The organism is Tenacibaculum sp. IB213877, from assembly GCF_034043975.1.
Lineage (GTDB): Bacteria > Bacteroidota > Bacteroidia > Flavobacteriales > Flavobacteriaceae > Polaribacter.
In genome coordinates, this window is sequence record NZ_JAXCHH010000004.1 from 45461 (window position 1) to 65251 (window position 19791).

The 19791-nt window shown below is 33.7% G+C and carries 17 protein-coding genes; 13 read left to right on the forward strand and 4 right to left on the reverse strand.

The annotated features are described in order from the left end of the window. Window positions 1-48: 48 nt before the first annotated feature. From SLH33_RS03540 to SLH33_RS03575, 8 genes are all read left to right on the forward strand, one after another. Window positions 49-327: a riboflavin synthase subunit beta gene (locus SLH33_RS03540; RefSeq protein ID WP_320417698.1), complete on the forward strand. Its 279-nt coding sequence runs from the start codon at window positions 49-51 to the stop codon at window positions 325-327. Beyond that, entirely contained in the window at window positions 327-2174 is a 1848-nt protein-coding gene (gene mutL / locus SLH33_RS03545; RefSeq protein WP_320417699.1) for a DNA mismatch repair endonuclease MutL, read from the forward strand. Before SLH33_RS03540 ends, mutL begins: the two co-directional genes overlap by 1 nt. Window position 2175: 1 nt before the next feature. Beyond that, entirely contained in the window at window positions 2176-2901 is a 726-nt protein-coding gene (locus tag SLH33_RS03550; protein ID WP_320417700.1) for a rhomboid family intramembrane serine protease, read from the forward strand. Continuing rightward, on the forward strand, window positions 2901-3758 hold the full coding sequence (locus tag SLH33_RS03555; protein ID WP_320417701.1) for a rhomboid family intramembrane serine protease: 858 nt from the start codon (window positions 2901-2903) through the stop codon (window positions 3756-3758). The genes SLH33_RS03550 and SLH33_RS03555 overlap by 1 nt, the downstream gene beginning before the upstream one ends. Then, entirely contained in the window at window positions 3758-4777 is a 1020-nt protein-coding gene (locus SLH33_RS03560; protein WP_320417702.1) for an endonuclease/exonuclease/phosphatase family protein, read from the forward strand. Before SLH33_RS03555 ends, SLH33_RS03560 begins: the two co-directional genes overlap by 1 nt. Before the next feature lie 71 nt (window positions 4778-4848). After that, entirely contained in the window at window positions 4849-6690 is a 1842-nt protein-coding gene (locus SLH33_RS03565) for a cystathionine beta-synthase (RefSeq protein WP_320417703.1), read from the forward strand. A 571-nt stretch (window positions 6691-7261) separates the two neighbouring features. Further along, a complete protein-coding gene (locus tag SLH33_RS03570) occupies window positions 7262-8401 on the forward strand; it encodes a geranylgeranyl reductase family protein (protein WP_320417704.1) in 1140 nt (379 codons plus the stop codon). A gap of 678 nt (window positions 8402-9079) precedes the next feature. Further along, window positions 9080-11230 (forward strand): P-loop NTPase fold protein, encoded by a 2151-nt coding sequence (locus tag SLH33_RS03575; protein WP_320417705.1) that lies wholly within the window; start codon window positions 9080-9082, stop codon window positions 11228-11230. A 47-nt stretch (window positions 11231-11277) separates the two neighbouring features. Here the strand turns inward: SLH33_RS03575 and SLH33_RS03580 are convergent, their stop codons facing one another. Then, window positions 11278-12888: an ABC transporter substrate-binding protein gene (locus tag SLH33_RS03580; RefSeq protein ID WP_320418146.1), complete on the reverse strand. Its 1611-nt coding sequence runs from the start codon at window positions 12886-12888 to the stop codon at window positions 11278-11280. Between the two features lie 62 nt (window positions 12889-12950). Next, window positions 12951-13448 carry a GNAT family N-acetyltransferase gene (locus SLH33_RS03585; RefSeq protein ID WP_320417706.1) on the reverse strand — a complete coding sequence of 166 codons (498 nt, stop codon included), beginning with the start codon at window positions 13446-13448 and terminating at the stop codon, window positions 12951-12953. A 112-nt stretch (window positions 13449-13560) separates the two neighbouring features. Between SLH33_RS03585 and mtaB the strand changes: the two genes are divergently transcribed. From mtaB to SLH33_RS03610, 5 genes are read left to right on the forward strand one after another with little or no spacing between them, the layout of a single operon-like run. Beyond that, window positions 13561-14895, forward strand: a complete 1335-nt coding sequence (gene mtaB / locus SLH33_RS03590; RefSeq protein WP_320417707.1) for a tRNA (N(6)-L-threonylcarbamoyladenosine(37)-C(2))-methylthiotransferase MtaB — start codon at window positions 13561-13563, stop codon at window positions 14893-14895. Between the two features lie 40 nt (window positions 14896-14935). Continuing rightward, on the forward strand, window positions 14936-15661 hold the full coding sequence (locus tag SLH33_RS03595) for a DUF6438 domain-containing protein (RefSeq protein ID WP_320417708.1): 726 nt from the start codon (window positions 14936-14938) through the stop codon (window positions 15659-15661). Next, window positions 15662-16327, forward strand: coding sequence for an alpha/beta hydrolase (locus SLH33_RS03600; protein ID WP_320417709.1), 666 nt, complete (start codon window positions 15662-15664; stop codon window positions 16325-16327). Window positions 16328-16351: 24 nt separating this feature from the next. Continuing rightward, complete coding sequence (locus SLH33_RS03605) at window positions 16352-17329, forward strand: lytic transglycosylase domain-containing protein (RefSeq protein WP_320417710.1); 978 nt, start codon at window positions 16352-16354, stop codon at window positions 17327-17329. A 1-nt stretch (window position 17330) separates the two neighbouring features. Then, entirely contained in the window at window positions 17331-17543 is a 213-nt protein-coding gene (locus SLH33_RS03610) for a hypothetical protein (RefSeq protein WP_320417711.1), read from the forward strand. Window positions 17544-17593: 50 nt separating this feature from the next. Here SLH33_RS03610 and folE read toward each other — a convergent pair whose 3' ends face one another. Further along, window positions 17594-18262 carry a GTP cyclohydrolase I FolE gene (folE, locus tag SLH33_RS03615; RefSeq protein ID WP_320417712.1) on the reverse strand — a complete coding sequence of 223 codons (669 nt, stop codon included), beginning with the start codon at window positions 18260-18262 and terminating at the stop codon, window positions 17594-17596. 64 nt (window positions 18263-18326) lie between these two features. Next, window positions 18327-19691, reverse strand: a complete 1365-nt coding sequence (gene hisS, locus SLH33_RS03620; RefSeq protein WP_320417713.1) for a histidine--tRNA ligase — start codon at window positions 19689-19691, stop codon at window positions 18327-18329. Between the last annotated feature and the right edge of the window lie 100 nt (window positions 19692-19791).

Below are 19791 nucleotides of genomic sequence, written 5' to 3' on the forward strand. Positions count from 1 at the left end.
GTTTTGGTGTGGTTTTTGAGCACAATTAACTAAACAATACTAGTATTTATGGCTATTTTTAAAAAAGAGAATAAAAAATTCGATTACAAACCACGTTATTACAAAGGTGAAGGCAATCCGTATGAATTTAAGCATAAGTTTGATGAGTTTCGCACTACCGTTGGTAAGAAAAAAAGCTTGAAAGGCAAATTTAATGATGCAATGGATGATTTAAAATCTTCTGGGTATCGTTTTAATAAAACCATCGTTATTATTGCCTTGATCTTAACGTTTATTTTCTTGTTTTTAATCGATTTTGACCTTTCAATATTTTTATCCAAAAATTAATGTCTGATATCATTCAATTACTTCCAGATCACGTTGCCAATCAAATAGCGGCAGGTGAAGTAGTTCAACGTCCTGCATCTGTAGTGAAAGAATTGCTTGAAAATTCTATTGATGCCGGAGCAACTTCTATCACTTTACTATTAAAAGATGCCGGTAAAACTTTAATCCAGGTAATTGATGATGGAAAAGGAATGAGTGCCACCGATGCACGTTTGTGTTTTGAGCGTCATGCTACTTCAAAAATTCGTAAAGCACAAGATCTATTCAACTTAAATACCAAAGGATTTAGAGGTGAAGCATTAGCTTCTATTGCCGCTATTGCTCATGTTGAACTAAAAACCAAACAAGAAAATGACGATTTAGGTACCGCCATTAAAATTGAAGGAAGTACTGTAGTTTCTCAAGAAGTTATTAGTACTGCCAAAGGAACAAGTATTGCGGTTAAAAATTTGTTTTACAATATACCTGCGCGAAGAAATTTTTTAAAGTCAGATACCATTGAAACGCGTCATATTATTGATGAGTTTCAGCGTGTAGCCTTAGCACATCCTTCTATTTCATTTTTATTACATCATAACGGTAATGAAGTATACCACTTAAAAGAAAGCAACTTACGTAAACGTATTGTAGCAATTTTTGGAGGTAAAATGAATGAAAAATTGGTACCTATTGAAGAGCAAACTGATATTTTAACCATTAGCGGATTTGCAGCCAAACCCGAATTTGCTAAGAAAAAAAGAGGTGAACAGTTCTTTTTTGTTAACGATCGTTTTATCAAAAGTTCCTATTTAAATCATGCTGTGGCAAATGCGTTTGAAGGACTGTTAGAGCATAATGCACACCCTTCTTACTTTTTGTATTTATCTGTTCCTCCGGGAAGTATTGATATTAACATTCATCCCACTAAAACGGAGATCAAATTTGATAACGAAAAAGCTTTGTATGCCATTTTACGTGCTACCGTTAAACACAGTTTAGGTCAGTATAACGTAGCTCCGGTGTTAGATTTTAACAGAGATGCTACGTTGGATACTCCTTATGATTTCAAAGACAAAAAGCCAGTTACTACTCCTAAAATTATTGTAGATCCTACCTTTAACCCTTTTAAAGAGGAAGCAAAAATCAGTCAGCAATCAGTCGGTGCTTCATCGAGTTCCGGAGCAAGGCCCTTTCAACCTTCGTATAAAAAAGAAGTAGGTAGTTGGGAATCTTTATACACGAATACCGATACTTTTGAAGCCCCACAACAAGAGCAACTATTTACCACAGAACAAGAAACGGAAACGGGCAAAACCTTTCAAATTCAAAAAAAATATATTTTAAGTTCTATTAAATCGGGTGCGGTTTTAATTCACCAATCGTTAGCACATCAACGTGTGTTGTATGAAGAGTTCTTGCACAATATTACGGTACAAGAAGCCAGTAGTCAGCAATTGTTATTCCCGGTTAATATTTCACTGTCTTCTTCTGATATTGAAATGATTTACAGCATAAAATCCGATTTAGAAAGTGCAGGGTTTGTATTTAACGAATTCACCAAAGAAAGCGTGGTTATTGGTGGAATACCCACTTCAATAACCGAGAGTCAAATCACTTTAATACTAGAACAACTTTTAGACGATATTAAAATGGAAGTACCCGATGCTAGTTTCAGTCATTTTGACGTAATGGCAAAGTCATTTGCCAAATCACTAGCTATTAAAACCGGTACTATTCTTAATGCAAAAGAACAAGAAAACTTAGTAAACGATCTTTTTTCATGCAAAGAACCAAGTATTTCTCCTTTTGGAAAAGCAACATTTAAAACCTTATCTTTAGCAGAAATAGATACTATTTTTAATAAATAATATGCAAAACTTAACTCAAGCTATAAAACACCTTATTATTATCAACGTAATTATGTTTGTTGCTCCTATGTTATTAAACATGGATCTTACCAACTTATTTGCGTTACACTTCCCAAAAAACCAGCATTTTGGTATTTGGCAATATGTAACCCACATGTTTATGCATGGTGGTTTTTACCATATTCTTTTTAACATGTATGCTTTGTGGGCTTTTGGTTCTCCGTTAGAACACATGTGGGGACGCAATAAATTTTTATTCTTTTACTTTTCAGCAGGTATTGGTGCAGGTGTCATTTATACACTGGTAAATTATTACCAATTCAACGGTATTTATGACCAACTGATCAATTTAGGTGTTTCTGCAGCTGATATTCAAAATGTGTTAGATACTGGTTCGTATAATGAAAGCATAATTACTTTACCTAATGAAACTATGCGAGAGTTTTACTCGTTATACCACACTCCTGCTGTAGGTGCATCCGGAGCCATTTATGGTATTCTAGTGGCTTTTGCTATGCAATTCCCAAATGCTAAACTGGCATTGATCTTTTTCCCGGTGCCAATTGCCGCAAAATATTTTATTCCGATTATGATTGCTGCCGATTTATTCTTTGGTGTAACCAAATATTCAGTAGGAAATATTGCACACTTTGCTCATATTGGTGGTGCTGTTATCGGATTTTTAATTGCTTGGTACTGGAGGAAAAATCAATTCACATTTAGGTAATGAACGAATTAAACAACTTAAAACATCGGTTTAAAAACGCAGGTATTGTAGAGCAGTTAATTTATATTAATGTAGCTGTTTTCATCCTTGTTTTTGTATTCAACACCTTTGGTTATATGTTTCAAGTGCGTACCAATTTTTTAATTAAATGGTTTGCATTACCTGCTAATTTTGACGATTTTATTACCAAACCTTGGACTATAGTTACCTACGGATTTTTACACGGAGGTTTTATTCATATTCTACTAAATTTAGTTGCTTTATATTACATTGGTCATTTGTTTAAACAATATTTTACCGGTAAACAACTCCTAAACTTTTATTTATACGGAACCGTGTTTGGAGGTATTCTATTCTTGGTAAGCTACAATTATTTACCTGCCTTTGCCAAAGATGCCCATAACAATATTTTAGTGGGTGCTTCTGCGGGTATTTCTGCCATATTTATTGGTATTGCTACGTATTTACCCAATTACCAATTACGAATTCCGTTAATAGGCTATATAAAACTATGGCATTTAGCCTCTTTTTGGGTGTTGTTAGATGTTATTCAAATTCCTGCGGGTAACGCAGGCGGGCATTTAGCGCATTTAGGGGGCGCTCTATTCGGTTTTTTATATGTACGCAAGGCTAGTAACAAAGAAATTGATATCTTTAAACCTGTAAAAGAGCTTTTTACTAAAAAAAATAAGCCCCTAAAAACAGTTCATAATTCGGGTAACAAACGAAACAGAACTGCCCCTAAATCAAATAATCAAGAAAAAATTGATGCTATTTTAGATAAGATTAGCAAATCGGGTTACGATGCATTAACCAAAGCTGAAAAAGAGTTTTTATTTAAACAAGGAAAAAATTAGTGGCTACTAAAAAATCATTTTCTTTATTTGACAAACTCCTATATTTTGTCAACTCACTATGTGCAGCAATTCTGTTGTTTGCCTATTTTTTGCCTTATATTTCTCCTAAAACCGTTCCGTTATTTTCGGTATTGAGTTTAGCTGTTCCACTATTGATTATTATTAATGTCGGCTTTTTTGTGTATTGGTTGATCCGCTTAAAAAAATACCTAATTCTTTCAGGGGTAGTATTGGGTATCGGACTTGTATTTTCATCGCCTTTCTTTAAAATTTCCGGAAAGAAAACTTTCTTAAATGACGATGTAAAAGTAATGAGCTACAATGTGCGTATGTTTAACTTTTATAAGTGGATTGAAGACGAGGCTGTAGATGAAAAGATAGTGGAATTCATCAATCAAAAAGATCCGGATATTTTAGCCATTCAAGAGTATCATCATTCTGATAAAAGAAACCTACAATACCCGTATTCATATTTTGTCCCTAAATCTAAACACAAAAACTTTGGATTGGCTATTTTCTCAAAATTCCCAATCATTAACAAGGGTTCATTAGACTTTAAAGAAAGTGCCAACAATGCTATTTTCATCGATATCAAAAAAGGAAAAGATACTGTGCGTGTGTATAACGTGCATTTGCAATCGTTAAAAATAAATCCAACAAAAGAAAACTTCGGACAAGAAAACTCTGAAAAACTTATTGAACGTTTGGAAATAGGATTCCAAAAACAAGCCACTCAAACCGAACAGTTTTTAGCACATGAAAAACAATGGAAAGGTAAAAAAATTGTGTGTGGCGATTTTAACAACACTGCTTACTCTTGGGTATACAGACAAATTAGCAAGGGTAAAAAAGATGCCTTTGCACAAGCAGGTTCGGGGTTAGGAAAAAGCTTTAACTATGTTTTTCCGATGCGTATTGATTTTATTTTGACCGATCCATCATCAGAAATAAATAATTACCAAACCTTTAAGCACAAATACTCCGACCACTTCCCTATTATGGCACGTGTAAATTGGTAATAATACCCAATACCTTATTCTTAAAAATTCTATTTACCGTATCTTTGCTGACCTAAATTAAGGTTACAATTATGCACAGTAATACACTACTAAACTACATAAAAGACGTTGTTAAAAATATGCCTGCCGATTGGTTGAATTTAACAACTCACCGATTAGATATTTACAACGAATCCTTAGCTAAAACCGAGTTTTTAGAAGAGTTTGAAAATTTATACAGCAACCATGTTTCAGACACCGAAACCTTAAGCGAACTACCTACTGCTTATGACTATATTCGACTTGGTCACCCGTTATCATCTGTTTTAGAATGGACAATTGCTAATTTGCATAACTTAAAGGCCAACAATGTAATTAGTTTTTCTTCAAAAACCACCCCTATTTTAGCGGTGTTACGTAAAAATTTATTGACCAACACAAACACTCAAATTGTATATACCAATCAATTACCAGCACATTTTGATGTGGATTTGGTTAAAAGCGTATACGGATATCAATTCGAAGTTAAAAAGATTGGTAGTGTAGACGATATTGCGGATTTTAACGGAAGCACAGTATTCGTTTCTGAAAAAGAGAATGTTTGTGACTTTACCCTATCACCAAAGGTGGATTTCTTTATCAACACCAACGCCGATTTAGGAAGTATTTTGTTAGTTAACGGAAAAGATAACGAACACTATATTTCCGAAATTCAGCATGTACGAAGACGCGAAACCATAGCTATGACACCTGCCAACACGTTGGTGGCGTTGCAACAGTTAACCGGACTTCCTGTAAATAACGTTGCGTATGATAGGCAAGCGAACAAAACAGCGGTAATCAATTCGGTAAAAAACATTACCGAGTCTAAAACCAATGCAATAGTAGGTTCAAGCGGACTTTCTATACAATATGCTATTATGATGGGGTTAATAGACCACGCCTTGGAAAATCACCCAGAAAAGGCTATTAAAATTGTGGTGCCTCCTAACTGTTACGGAGGTACGAACGACCAAGCGCGTCGTGTAGCGGCTTGTTTAGACCATGTTGAAGTAATGGATTTACCTGTAGATGGTGGTAATAACATGGTACTGAGCATTGATATGGTATTGAATGAAATTGCCAACCAAGACGCAGTTCCGTATATCATTGCAGAAATACCTACCAACCCAAGAGTGGAAGTTCCAGACCTTATCAAATTAAAAGAAGTATTGAGCGTACCACGTAAAACGGCGACAGGAAATATTGCGGTGGATCCTGTGTTTGTACTAGACCAAACTTTTTGTCCGAATGTTCACTTTTTAGGTGATGATGAAATACTTTCATCGGTAAGAACTATTGCGTATGTAAGCGGCTCTAAATTCCCAAGTGGTGGTAAATGTACTGCTGGTTATTGTGTTGCCAACACCAAAGCCGCTTCGTTAATGGATAAGATTGATGTACACATAAAATTATGCGATAATGAAGCAACCAATTTACAGCTTGACATTTTAGCAAAACAATTACCATCGATGTTACAACGCATTGAAGGAGCGTACAAAAACACACGTGAATTTGTCAATTTTATTGAAGAAGTATTACCTACGGCTAAAATCAATTTTGTGTCGGAAGAATTAGCTGCACAAGGATTTACGCCATCGGTATTTTCATTAGACTTACCTACTAAAGGAAATACAGAAGAAGAAAGAGAAGCCTATAAGCGCGCATTGAATTTACAATTGATCAACAAAATGATCACTGAAATTCCAGAGGAAAGCAAGTATTGTGTGAGTTACGGACAATTAAAAGGATGTTATTGGACCATACCTGCCACCTCAACCCAAGGAACTACTAAAGAAGGTGACAAAGACTATATTGCACGTGTAGCATTATCTGCAAACATGGATTTAGAACGCCATAAAAAAGTATTTTTAGATTTTGTAAATGAATTATAATAATGAGGAGGCTTTGAGCCTCCTTTTTTGTCATTGTGCGAAGCAATCTAAACTATATTGGTTACCAATAAAAAGATTACTTCGGTCGTACACTCTCTCATAATGACGTGTGGTATGTCAATGCGTATTACTTGAGTGTAATTGAAATAAAAGTGAAGCAATTTGATAAATTTAAACTGTCATTCCTGTGAAAACAGGAATCTCTACATGAGAACCTGAAATAAGTTCAGGTTAACTTCCTTTTTCATTCTCTCCTTTTAGGCAGATTACTTCGGTTGTACACTCTCTCGTAATGACAATAAAAATATCATTATGAGCAACTTAACGAACTGTAATTCTTATATTCGTAAAAACTAACTAACCCATTGTGTATTTTTAAATGAACTTAGACTTAAAATGTCAGTTCGAGTGTTTTTTCTGGTTACAGGAAGAAAAAATGTATCGAGAACTGATTCAAAAGTCGAAAAACCCTATTCTCGATACAAATTTTACTCATTTCAATCGTAAAATTCACTCGAATTGACAGGATTTTCTTAAAAATGAACAATGGTTAAATCAAATAAAAAAATTTATGAATCATTTTGATGTTGCTATTATTGGTAGCGGTCCTGCTGGAGCTTCGGCTGCATTTCATTTAGCCAAAAACGGTATTTCTACGGTACTTATTGAAAAAGAAAAATTACCTCGTTATAAAACCTGTGGTGGCGGATTTGTATACCGCGGACGTAAAGACTTACCTTTTGACATTAGCGATATTGTAGAACGTGAGTTTTATAAAATAGATGTTTTTTTAGGCGACTCTCTGCACTTTACTAACAAAAGAGAAAATCCAATTATAAGTATGGTAATGCGTGATTCTTTTGACAATTTATTGGTAGAAAAAGCCAAAGAATTAGGCGTTACGTTATTGCAAGAGCACAAGTTAACAAGCTTAGAGTTTAGTAATGGTAAAAACATCATTACCACCTCTCAAACACAACTTACAGCCACTTTTGTGATTGCTGCCGATGGTGCTTTAAGCCCAACTGCAAAACTTGCAGGTTGGAAAGAAGATACACGTAAATTGATTCCTGCATTGGAATATGAAGTAGAAGTTTCTGAAGAAGATTTTAATCGCCTTAAAAATGAAGTGCGTTTTGATATAGATGCCATACCTCATGGGTATGCGTGGAGCTTCCCTAAAAAAAATCACTTATCATTAGGAGTAGCTTCTGGAAAAAGAACCAAAATAAACCTTAAGAAGTTTTACACCGAATATTTAGAAACCCTGGGAATTAAAGAAGTAAAAAACCAAACCCAACACGGATTTCAAATACCGGTAGCGCCTCGTACAGACGGATTTGTAAAAAACAACGTGTTTTTAATTGGAGATGCTGCGGGTTTTGCAGACCCAATTACTGCCGAAGGTATCTCTAACGCTATTTATAGTGGTGTATTGGCAGCAGAAAGTATTGCCGAGGCACAACTAAACCCAACCGAAGCAGCAGCCCTATACAACCAAAAATTGGAGGTAAAACTTATACCTGAAATTAAAACCGGATTGTGGCTTTCTAAATGGTTTTATGAGCAAACCAAAATACGCAACCTGGTCTTAAAAAAACACGGGCAACGCTTTAGCGAAGCTATGGCAGATGTATTTATGGGCGACCGCAGTTACCCAACCAATATTGCCAACACCATCAAACAAAAAATTAAAGAACTGGTATTTTAAATACCGGTTTTTTTATTACATAATTGCGAGAAACGAAGCAATCTAAACATATGAATTCCAAACAAAAAGATTACTTCAGTCGTAAATTCCCTCGTAATGACGAACGGGACGTCATTGCGAGGAACGAAACAATCTAAGGTAAACTTGTCATTTCTATGGCTTGTGCTGAATTTATTTCAATAAGACAGGAAACGAAGTTCAGCGTGAGCTAATCTCATTATGAGAACCTGAAACAAGTTCAGGTTGATGCTCTATTTTTTTCTTCTTTTTGGCAGATTACTTCGGTCGTACACTCCCTTGTAATGACAAACAATACGTCATTGCGAGGAACGAAGCAATCTAAACCATATGGCTTACCAACAAAAAGATTACTTCGGTCGCACACTCCCTCGTAATGACGAACGGGACGTCATTGCGAGGTACGAAGCAATCTCTACATCACTATCACATTACTTCATTTAAAACCACATTTTTATGCACAAACTCTGCTAAACTGTTAAAAACTAGTCAATAACTTTTACTGCTTTAAATTGATTACATTGAGTTTATCTTTTAAATTGCTAAAAATTGAAAAACTAAAATTGCTATATAACTACGTTTATACTCCAAAAAAGGATTACTAAATATATATTTTGCATGGATGTAAACAAGTTGTATGCAATTTAACCTAACCAAAGAATGCATACAGATTTACCACTAAAAGAAAATTCAACAGATAAGTTAGGAAGACATCCTTTTGCCTATGAAATTGCATCTGGTTTAGTTAATTCATTTAAAGATAATAATGAAAGTATAGTTCTTGGAATTAATGGAACTTGGGGTTCTGGCAAGTCAACCCTACTAAATTTCATAATAAACGAAGTTAAACAACTCTCAAAAATTAATGACCAAGAGATTATTATTTTAAGATTCAATCCTTGGATGTTCTCTGGACAAAAAGAACTACAAACTGTATTCTTAAGAGAATTAATTCTGAAACTCAAAAACAATTCGGAGAAACTAAAAAACGCTTCAAAAAAAATTGCTGAATTTTTAGAATACTTAAATTGGGTTAATTATGTACATTCAGGTGCAGGAGAAGCTATAAAAATGTTAAAAAACCTATTTAAAACAGCAGGAAAAGAAAAAGAACTTGTTGAATTAAAAATGGAAATAGATGATATTCTAATTGAATCAAAAGTAAAATTATATATAACAATTGATGATATAGACAGATTAACACCTACTGAAATAACTGATATTTTTCAATTGATTAAATTAAATGGAAATTTTGCAAATACCATTTTCATTTTGGCTTATGACCAAAATGTAGTCGAAACTGCACTGAAAAATCAATTTGGAAGAAATGGAAAAAAATACATTGAAAAAATAGTACAAGTCGATTATACATTACCATCTATATCCAGAGAAGATATAGCTAGATTATTTATAGATAACTTAAATCAACTTTTTAATGTTGAGGAAATAACAAATAAAATTAAAGATTTAAATGATTCAATCAAAGATGAACCTTTTATAGATTTTTTTTCTTCATTAAGAGATATTTACAGATATAACAATAGTATCAAACTTCGATTACCTTCAATATTTAACGAATTAAATATTTTGGATTTTCTTTTAATCGAATCCTTAAGAGTATTTGACCAAAAAGCATATCATTTTGTTATCGACAATAAAGAAAGTCTTATATACAAAAGTAACAACAACATAAATAATTTCGGATTTCATACGGACAAGGAAAAGTCTACAGAAGCATACATTGAGAATACAGATTTTGATAAAATAATTAAAAGAATATTAAAAAGATTGTTTATAGTTGATACTGCTAATAGTTTCAATCCTGATTCACCAAGAGACCTAATTCGCGGAAAAAGAGTTGCAGACAAAAGTTACTTTAATAGATATTTTAATCTTCAATTATCACATTTCGATATTCAAGAAGATGTCTTTGATAGCTTTATAAATAGAAACTCAATAGAAGAAAACGAGCATACCTTAAAAGAAATTAATGATAAAGGACAGTTATTTCAGTTTTTAAATTGGATTGAAATAAAAAGTAAAGGATCTAACGAAACAAAACTTCAAAATATAATTCTTTCAATTTTAACCTATTCTAAAAACTTACAATACAAAAGTGGTATGTTTTGGGGAATAGGCTCAGATTTGATAACTGTTTTACATTATGCTTCCGATATGTTAAAAAACATAAGTGACCAAGAAGCAAGGAAAAACTTAATCTTGGAGCATATTAGATTAAACAAGAATTTTTCTTCTTTCTATTTATGCGACAGAATATTATATGCCAACGAACAGTTAGAAAAAGGAAAATTATATTCAAATAATGAATGGTACTATCTTTTCAAATCTGAAAAAGAAATAGACCAAGAGTTTATCACAAAAATTTTATCTGAAAGAAACTCGATAGCAAAAGAACTTTTTAATCAATTATTAACCAATAACGAATTTTTGGCTGAAGATGAAATAGGCTCAATCTTAGATGTTGTATATAAAAACTACAAAGACCATTATGAAGAAAACTTCCCTAAATTAATTGAAAAAGATACTGAACTGATTAAATATTTATGGCTATCCATAAAGCGTAGTTGGATGACTTCTGGAAGTAGAGTTGGATACCAACTCGCTGAATATCAATTTTACCCTAGTTTAATTAAGGAAAATATAAAAAGTAGGTTGGATAATCTCAACTTAGATGAATTTGATGAAAATGAGAGAAAAGTAATAGCTCTATTTGAGAAAGCACACAATGATGGGTTTGAAGAAAAAAAATATTATGACATTGAGACACTTGAGGAAATGGGAAGATGGTAAAAAAAACTGTCCACAACAATAAGCTATAAGCAATTGCTTGTTCTCGCCTACTCCTTCTTAACCCTCTTTAAATTCAACAAATCAATAGGGTTTATACCCAAACCGTGTACATTTTTTTGGGTAAAGCGTATTACTTCATCATAATACAGTGGTACTATGGGTGCTTCGGCAATAATAATGCTATCCATTTGTTGGTACAATTGGTAGCGTTTTGAGTCATTGGTTTCTTGTACGGCTTCTTCGTATAGCTGGTCAAAAGCTTCGCTTTTAAAATGCGTATAATTAGGTCCGTTTGGGGTAAAGTTCTTACTGTAAAACAACGACAGGTAATTTTCGGCATCGGGGTAATCGGCAATCCAACTCGCTCTAAAAATAGGCAATTTACCATTGGCTTTTCCTTGTCGTAAGGTTGAGGGCGGTATTACATCTACCTTCGTTTGTAACCCTAATTTTTGTAATTCGCGTTGCATAAATTCACATAAATCCAAATAATTACTGTTGGTAGTTATGGTAATTTGAGGGTTGTTATTACCAGTTTCAGCAATGTATTGTGCTAGTAATTCCTTGGCTTTTTGCGGTTGGTAGCTATACCCTTGTTGGTTGTTAAAAGAGGGTAATCCTTTAGGTATAAATCCGTTTACTGCCGGTGTACCAATTCCGTTACGTAAGAATTTGACCATCTTTTCACGATCAAAACCGTAGTTAATGGCTTGTCGTATCAGTTTAGATTGCGTTGGTTCGCTAGTTTCCCCCTCTAAATAAATACCTAAATACTCTGTATTCAAATACGCACCTGTTTGCATGTGAATGCGGTTGGCATATTTGGGTTGCAACGTGCCATCAGTCGCTAAAATTTCATCTTTATACGAAGCATCTAAGCTTTTCATAAAGTCTAAATTACCTTGTATAAATTGCAGAAATTCACTTTGTTTATCGGGTAAAAAAGTAACCGCCACAGCTTCTAAATAAGGTAATGGCTTTCCGATAGCATCGATTTCAAAATACAACGGATTTTTACGCAATACCAACTTGGTATTTTCTACCCACAATTTATGTTGAAAAGGCCCTGTACCAATGGGATTTGCTCTAAACTCATTACCAAAAGTTTCTACTGCTTCTTTCGGTACTACCGAACAGTATTTCATAGCCAACAAACCTAAAAATGGCGGAAACGGTTGTTTTAAGTTAATGGTAAATACCGAATCATTTTCAGCGGTGTACGTATCTACATTTTGTAATACCCAACCACCAGGTGAGGCTACTTTTTCATCTAACAATCGGTTAAACGAATAGGTAAAATCGTGTGCGGTTACGTTTCGGGTGGAATCTGCCCCAAAAATTGAGTGTTTATGAAACTGCACATTGTTACGTAAATGGAACGTGTAGGTTTTTCCATCTTCAGAGATCGTCCAACTTTTGGCAATACCGGGTTGCACATGTAAGCTGTCATCCAGTTGTACCAATCCGTTATACAATTGGTTCACCGCCCAAATATTACGCTGGTCTTTGGCAAAAGCAGGATCTAACGACGTAATGTTTGAGTGTTCGTTATAACGAAATACTTCAGCATCTGTAAACTGTGATTTTTTCTTTCCGCAGGAAGTTAGATTGAGAACCAAGAGACAAGAACCAAGAACCAAGATAGCTTTTGATTTCATTTCATTCAATCTAACAAGCTTCTTCTCTCTTCTCTTTTCTCTTTTCTCTTCTCTCTTAAAAATCATAAAATAAGTTCGTATTTAGTTTCTGGTAGTTTAATATCTTCACTTACAAAATGTTCAATTGGCGTAAACCCTAACTTTACTAATATTTTAGCTGACGCTATATTTTCATCTACCACATTTCCTATCAGCTTTGGCATTTCTAATTGTTTTGCATAGGTAATCATTCCTTTACAAACCTCATATCCGTAGCCATTGCCCCAAAAGCGCTCAACAAGTCGGTAACCAATTTCATCATCAACACCTTCTTTTACAAAAGCCACCGTACCTACAAAAGCATTGTCTTGCTTTCTTATTGCAGCGTAGATCCAAAAATCGTTGTTGGGTTTATCGTACTTTTCAATGACTTCTTGTAAGTTGGTTTTACACCCTTCAAATGATTTTGCTTCACCTGTAGCATATTGCAATACCTTCGGATTACTTTCCAATTCATAAAAACCCTCAATATCAGAAAGTTTCAATTTTCTAATCCGTAATCTTTCTGTTTCAAAAATCATCTTTTAGTTGTACTTTTGCACCCTCAAATGCGGTTTGAGATAAACTATACGAACTTCTAAAAAAATAAAGACTTATCCAAAGCTTTTATTTTTTATTAAGGATAGAGAAAAGATGAATGCAGATAAAAAAGTAGCTTTTTACACACTTGGGTGTAAACTTAATTTTTCAGAAACATCAACCATTGCTCGTAACTTTGTTAACGAGGGTTTTGAGCGTGTAGAGTTTGAAGAAAAGGCAGATGTATATGTAATTAACACGTGCTCGGTAACCGATAATGCCGATAAGCGTTTTAAAACCATTGTAAAATCTGCTTTAAAACAAAACGAAGAGGCTTTTATTATTGGTGTAGGTTGTTATGCGCAATTAAAACCTGAAGAATTAGCCGCAGTGGATGGTGTAGATTTGGTTTTGGGTGCAACCGAAAAGTTTAATGTAACCAGCTATATTAACGACTTGACCAAAAACGATATTGGTGAAGTGCATTCGTGCGAAATTGAAGAGGCTGATTTTTATGTAGGCTCATACTCTATTGGCGATAGAACCCGTGCATTTTTAAAAGTGCAAGACGGTTGTGATTATAAATGTACGTATTGTACCATTCCGTTAGCACGTGGAATTTCTCGTAGTGATACGTTAGAGAATGTATTAAAAAACGCCAAAGAGATCTCTGAAAAAGGAATTAAAGAAATCGTGTTGACAGGTGTAAATATTGGTGACTACGGAAAAGGTGAATTTGGTAACAAGCGCCACGAACATACGTTTTTAGAATTGGTTCAGGCATTAGATACAGTAGAAGGAATTCACCGTTTACGTATTTCATCTATTGAACCGAACTTATTAAAAGATGAAACAATAGATTTTGTTTCGAACTCCGATACTTTTGTGCCGCATTTTCATATTCCGTTACAATCGGGTAGCGATGAATTGTTAAAGAAAATGAAGCGTCGTTACTTACGTAAAGTATATACCGACAGAGTTGCAAAGATCAAAGAAGTAATGCCAAATGCATGTATTGGTGTAGATGTAATTGTTGGTTTTCCTGGTGAAACGGATGAATTGTTCTTAGAGACCTACAACTACTTATCTGAATTAGATATTTCATATTTACACGTGTTTACCTATTCAGAAAGACCAAATACCGAAGCTGTTGATATGGATGGTGTGGTACCTAAAAACAAACGTGCAAAGCGTAGTAAAATGTTACGTGGTTTATCGGTAAAAAAACGAAGAGCGTTTTATGAAAGTCAGATAGGAAATACCTTAACCGTATTGTTTGAAAGTGAAAACAAAGAAGGCTATATTCACGGTTTTACAGAAAATTATGTAAAAGTAAAAGCACCGTGGAATCCGGAGTTGGTAAATACGCTTCATGAAGTAACCTTAACAAAAATTGACGAAGACGGATTAGTACGTTTTGATTTTGTAGATGCAAAAGTTATTGCGTAAATTGGCACTAAAATTGCCCTTTATGCATAAAATAACAAAAATGAAATTTATCTACCTATCCCTATTTTTATTAGTACTAAGTTGTGGTACACCTAAAAACACTTCTGATAAAGAAGAAACTAAAACAGAAGAAAAAGAAGCTCCTAAAGCGGTAAAAGATGAGCTGATTGTTGTATTAAATAATCCTAAAAATGTAGAGGCTGCCAAAGCTTTAATTACCAATAGTGGTTTACAATGGGAAAAGTTAATTTTTGATACAGAAAATACTAAGATAGCATTGATCAAAGTTCCGGCAGAGAAAAGAGATTTTTGGTTAGAAAGACTGCAACAGTCAGAAGAATTCAAATCAGTAGAATTGAACGGAATTATGACTGCTCAAAAAGCTATAGAAAGAGCAAAAAGCCCTTTATTCTCTATCAAAAAAACTCCTTGTTTTGGAGATTGCCCTGTGTATGAAGTAACTATAAATAGTGATGGTAAACTTACCTACAACGGAAAAGAGTATGTAATAGAAAAAGGAATTAGAGAAATTCAATTGTCTGAAGAGCAATTTACAACATTAAAAGAAAAGCTTACTATAAAAGATTTCTCTTCATTTAAAGATGTATATGATAATCCTAAAATTACAGATCTACCTAGTACATATATAACATACAAAGGAAAACAAATTAAAATTAGATTGTGGACAGATGAAGTTCCTACTGAATTAATAGCTGTGAATGAGTATGTTCAAGATATTTTACTAGAAAATAAATTTTTTGAATAAATGGAAAAAGCTCATGTATATTTCGTACCCGGTTTAGCTGCCAATACGAAGATATTTGAGCGCATTCAATTACCGGCAACTGCTTTTGAAATGCATTTTTTAGAGTGGTTACCTCCCTTAAGTGTTACTGAACCTATTGACAATTATGCACAACGCATGTGTGAGCAAATTACACATGACAATCCTATTTTAGTAGGTGTTTCGTTTGGTGGTGTGATGGTGCAAGAAATGAGTAAAATCATTAATTTTAAAAGAGTAATTATTATATCTAGTATTAAAAGTAGAAAAGAATTACCTAAACGTTTAAAAATTGCACAAAAAACCAAAGCATATAAACTGTTTCCTACAAGTATTGTACAAAACATAGAAAATTATCAATACTGGTTTTTGGGTAGTTTTTTGAAAAAAAGAACTCATTTGTACAAGTTGTACTTATCTGTAAATGATACAGATTATTTGAACTGGGCAATACATTCTGTTTTACATTGGCAACAACAAGAAGAATTAGATTATGTATTGCATATACACGGTAATAAGGATGAAATATTTCCTATAAAACATATAAAAAACTCTATTGAAGTTGATAATGGTACACATATCATGATTTTGAATAAGGCTAAAACCATTTCAAAAATATTAGAAAAAGAATGCAGTATCATTGAGTAGCTTCTTATCAAAATTTAATCAATTATGAAAAAGCCTATACGTTTTTTAACCATCATAACATTTGTTGCTTTTGCTTTCTTTTTAATGAATGCAGCACAAATGCCTAAAAGTAATTTTAATCAATCTCAAACCAGCTCTTACAATAGTTCTTTAAAAGATACCAATAGGCAAAATCAAAGAATTACAACTAAAAAAAATGTAAGTGATTTGTATGAGATCAAAGCCATTAAGTTACCTAAATATATTGATTTTGCAGGTGAACCCGTCCCTTTAAACAAAGCTAATATTCGTGAGCGTTTAGACAGAGAAATATTAGTAAATACCTATTGGCAATCTAACGGATTGTTATTAATAAAACGCGCCAATAAATACTTTCCAATTATTGAACCTTTGCTACGTTTACATGATCTTCCAGATGATTTCAAATATTTATGTGTAGCAGAAAGCGGATTAATGAATAATAAATCTGGAGCAGGTGCCGCAGGTTTTTGGCATTTTTTAAAAGGTACAGCTCGTGAATACGGATTAGAAGTAAATAAAAATGTTGACGAACGTTATAATTTAGAAAAAGCTACGGCTATGGCTGCTAAATACCTAAGAGCTTCTAAAAATCGTTTAGGATCGTGGACTTTGGCTGCCGCTGCCTATAACGCAGGAAACGCAAGAATTAGTCAACGAATGAGAGAACAAAACGTTGAAAATTATTATGATTTGTATTTAAATGATGAAACATCTCGTTATGTTTTCAGAATTTTAGCCCTAAAAGAAATTATGTCTAACCCTGAAAAATATGGTTTCTTATTTGAGCAGGAAGATCTTTACGAACCCATTCACTCTTATGAAGTAGAAGTAGATACACCCATTACCAACATCGCTAATTTTGCAAATAAATACGGAGTGACTTATAAAGAGTTAAAGCTTGAAAATGCATGGTTACGTGAAACCAAACTAAACAATGCTAGTAGAAAAAAATACAAAATTAGAATACCGTTAAATCATTAATATGAGAAAAATTATACCTTATTTATATATTGCCTTTGGCCTCATTATTTTGGTAGATACTGCAACACAAGTGTTAGCCAATAAACAGGTATATAAAATCATTTTCTCTTGGCAAACCGAGAGTAGATTGGTTTTTATACTGGTAAAAAGTTTATTTGCTTTTGTATTTATGTTTTACGGTTACAATCGTTTAAGACTGGTGAAAAACAAATAACAAAAAAGCTCGTCAAATGACGAGCTTTTTTGTTATAATTTCAGTGAACACTATTCAAAATCAGTATCCATTTTAATATAGTCTAAAAACTCACGTTTGGTATCCTTCTCTTTGAATTTACCACCAAACTCAGCTGTTACTGTTGAGCTTTCAATATCTTTTACTCCACGAGAATTTACACATAAGTGTTTTGCATCAATAACACACGCTACGTCTTGCGTACCTAATGCTTCTTGTAATGCTTGTACCACTTGCATGGTTAAACGCTCTTGCACTTGAGGTCTTTTTGCAAAATACTCAACAATACGGTTCATTTTAGATAAACCGATTACTTTTCCGTTTGAAATGTAAGCCACATGTGCGCGACCAACAATTGGTAATAAATGATGCTCACACGTGGAATATACCACGATATTCTTTTCAACCAACATTTCACCGTACTTATAATTATTATCAAACGTTGACGGTTTTGGCATGTTAGCCGGGTTTAACCCCATAAAGATCTCATTTACAAAAGCCTTAGCTACACGCTTTGGTGTACCCTGTAAACTATCATCATTTAAATCCATTCCTAAAGTTTCAAGAATATCTTTTACACTTTCCTGGATTCTTTCAATTTTTTCTTTGTCCGAAATATCAAAAGCATCTGCACGTAAAGGGGTTTTTGCAGAAGTACCCACGTGGTTCTCTCCTATTTCGTCAATTCTTTCGTCTTTCATATTGTTATTAATCTCGAACATTATTTTCTTAAATTGATTTGCAAAGATACGATAATCTAACAAGTTAGCTTACAAAATCAATCAATTCATTTATTGATACTGATTGTTGCTCTCCACTTTGCATATTTTTAATTATAAATTGCCCATTTTCCATACCTGAAACCACATATTCAATGGCGCGTTTATCAACATATTTCCATTGTTTTTTCTGTTGATTATTGCTCTGTGCAGTATCTGGATATAATTCTGATTTCACTCCGGCATTGCGCAATGCTACAATAGCCTTTACTTTGTGTATATTTTCGCTTTCGTCAAAATTCAAAAACAACACTTTTGGTTTTGGTAACTCCACTGCTTCAAACAGGTTCAACTCTTCCATTACCAAATAAATACGGTCTAATCCGAAAGAAATTCCTACTCCAGAAACATCTTTCAAACCGAAAATTCCCGTTAAATCGTCATAACGACCTCCACCACCAATCGAACCCATTTTTACACCTTTTGGTGCCGCTACTTCGTAAATAGCTCCGGTGTAGTAATTCAACCCACGTGCTAAGGTTACATCCAATTCTAACGAAGCTGATGTCAACCCTAATTCAGCTACTGAATCTACTACAAAACGTAACTCCTCTACTCCTTTCATTCCTTCTTCTGAAGAAACCAACATGTCTGCTAAGGCATTCAACTTATCGATGTTTGAACCGGTAAAATTGAATAACGGATCTACCTTTTCAATCGCAGTTTCTGAAATACCTTTTTCTAGCATTTCTTTTACCACGCCTTCTTTACCAATCTTATCTAACTTATCTAACGCTACCGTAAAATCAATCAACTTATCTTTTGCACCGATAACTTCAGCAATTCCTGATAAAATTTTACGGTTATTGATTTTGATAGTCGTACCCTGTAAGCCTAACTTACTAAAAACGGTATCATATAACTGTACAAACTCTACTTCTTGCCATAACGAGTTGCTTCCTACCACATCAGCATCGCATTGAAAAAACTCTCTAAAACGCCCTTTTTGTGGTCTATCTGCTCTCCAAACCGGTTGGATTTGATAACGCTTAAACGGAAAGGTTATTTCGTTTTGGTGTTGCACCACATAACGTGCAAATGGTACAGTTAAATCGTAACGAAGTGCTTTTTCGGAGATTTTTGAGGTTACTTTGGTACTGTTCTTTTCAGATAATAAAGCATCATCTACTTTCTTTAAGTAATCACCAGAATTTAAAATCTTAAAAATTAACCGATCTCCTTCTTCCCCATACTTTCCCATTAAGGTTTCAGAATTTTCAAAACTCGGTGTTTCAATAGGTTGAAATCCGAATAACTCAAAAGCATGCTTAATGGTATTGAAAATATAATTTCTTCTGGCTACTTCTGTGGATGAAAAATCTCTTGTTCCTTTTGGGATGCTTGGTTTCATTTTTTTTATTTAGTGTCATTCCTACGAAGGCAGGAATTTTTTGTTAAATTTCTGAATAATTCATCTTGAGATTCCTGCCTTCGCAGGAATGACAAAATTG

What these genes read in the sequence shown, in the direction of transcription:
- SLH33_RS03540 (WP_320417698.1), top strand. Translation starts at nt 49, where the DNA reads ATGGCTATTTTTAAAAAAGAGAATAAAAAATTCGATTACAAACCACGT.
- mutL (WP_320417699.1), top strand. Translation starts at nt 327, where the DNA reads ATGTCTGATATCATTCAATTACTTCCAGATCACGTTGCCAATCAAATA.
- SLH33_RS03550 (WP_320417700.1), top strand. Translation starts at nt 2,176, where the DNA reads ATGCAAAACTTAACTCAAGCTATAAAACACCTTATTATTATCAACGTA.
- SLH33_RS03555 (WP_320417701.1), top strand. Translation starts at nt 2,901, where the DNA reads ATGAACGAATTAAACAACTTAAAACATCGGTTTAAAAACGCAGGTATT.
- SLH33_RS03565 (WP_320417703.1), top strand. Translation starts at nt 4,849, where the DNA reads ATGCACAGTAATACACTACTAAACTACATAAAAGACGTTGTTAAAAAT.
- SLH33_RS03570 (WP_320417704.1), top strand. Translation starts at nt 7,262, where the DNA reads ATGAATCATTTTGATGTTGCTATTATTGGTAGCGGTCCTGCTGGAGCT.
- SLH33_RS03575 (WP_320417705.1), top strand. Translation starts at nt 9,080, where the DNA reads ATGCATACAGATTTACCACTAAAAGAAAATTCAACAGATAAGTTAGGA.
- SLH33_RS03580 (WP_320418146.1), bottom strand. Translation starts at nt 12,888, where the DNA reads ATGAAATCAAAAGCTATCTTGGTTCTTGGTTCTTGTCTCTTGGTTCTC.
- SLH33_RS03585 (WP_320417706.1), bottom strand. Translation starts at nt 13,448, where the DNA reads ATGATTTTTGAAACAGAAAGATTACGGATTAGAAAATTGAAACTTTCT.
- mtaB (WP_320417707.1), top strand. Translation starts at nt 13,561, where the DNA reads ATGAATGCAGATAAAAAAGTAGCTTTTTACACACTTGGGTGTAAACTT.
- SLH33_RS03595 (WP_320417708.1), top strand. Translation starts at nt 14,936, where the DNA reads ATGAAATTTATCTACCTATCCCTATTTTTATTAGTACTAAGTTGTGGT.
- SLH33_RS03600 (WP_320417709.1), top strand. Translation starts at nt 15,662, where the DNA reads ATGGAAAAAGCTCATGTATATTTCGTACCCGGTTTAGCTGCCAATACG.
- SLH33_RS03605 (WP_320417710.1), top strand. Translation starts at nt 16,352, where the DNA reads ATGAAAAAGCCTATACGTTTTTTAACCATCATAACATTTGTTGCTTTT.
- SLH33_RS03610 (WP_320417711.1), top strand. Translation starts at nt 17,331, where the DNA reads ATGAGAAAAATTATACCTTATTTATATATTGCCTTTGGCCTCATTATT.
- folE (WP_320417712.1), bottom strand. Translation starts at nt 18,262, where the DNA reads ATGAAAGACGAAAGAATTGACGAAATAGGAGAGAACCACGTGGGTACT.
- hisS (WP_320417713.1), bottom strand. Translation starts at nt 19,691, where the DNA reads ATGAAACCAAGCATCCCAAAAGGAACAAGAGATTTTTCATCCACAGAA.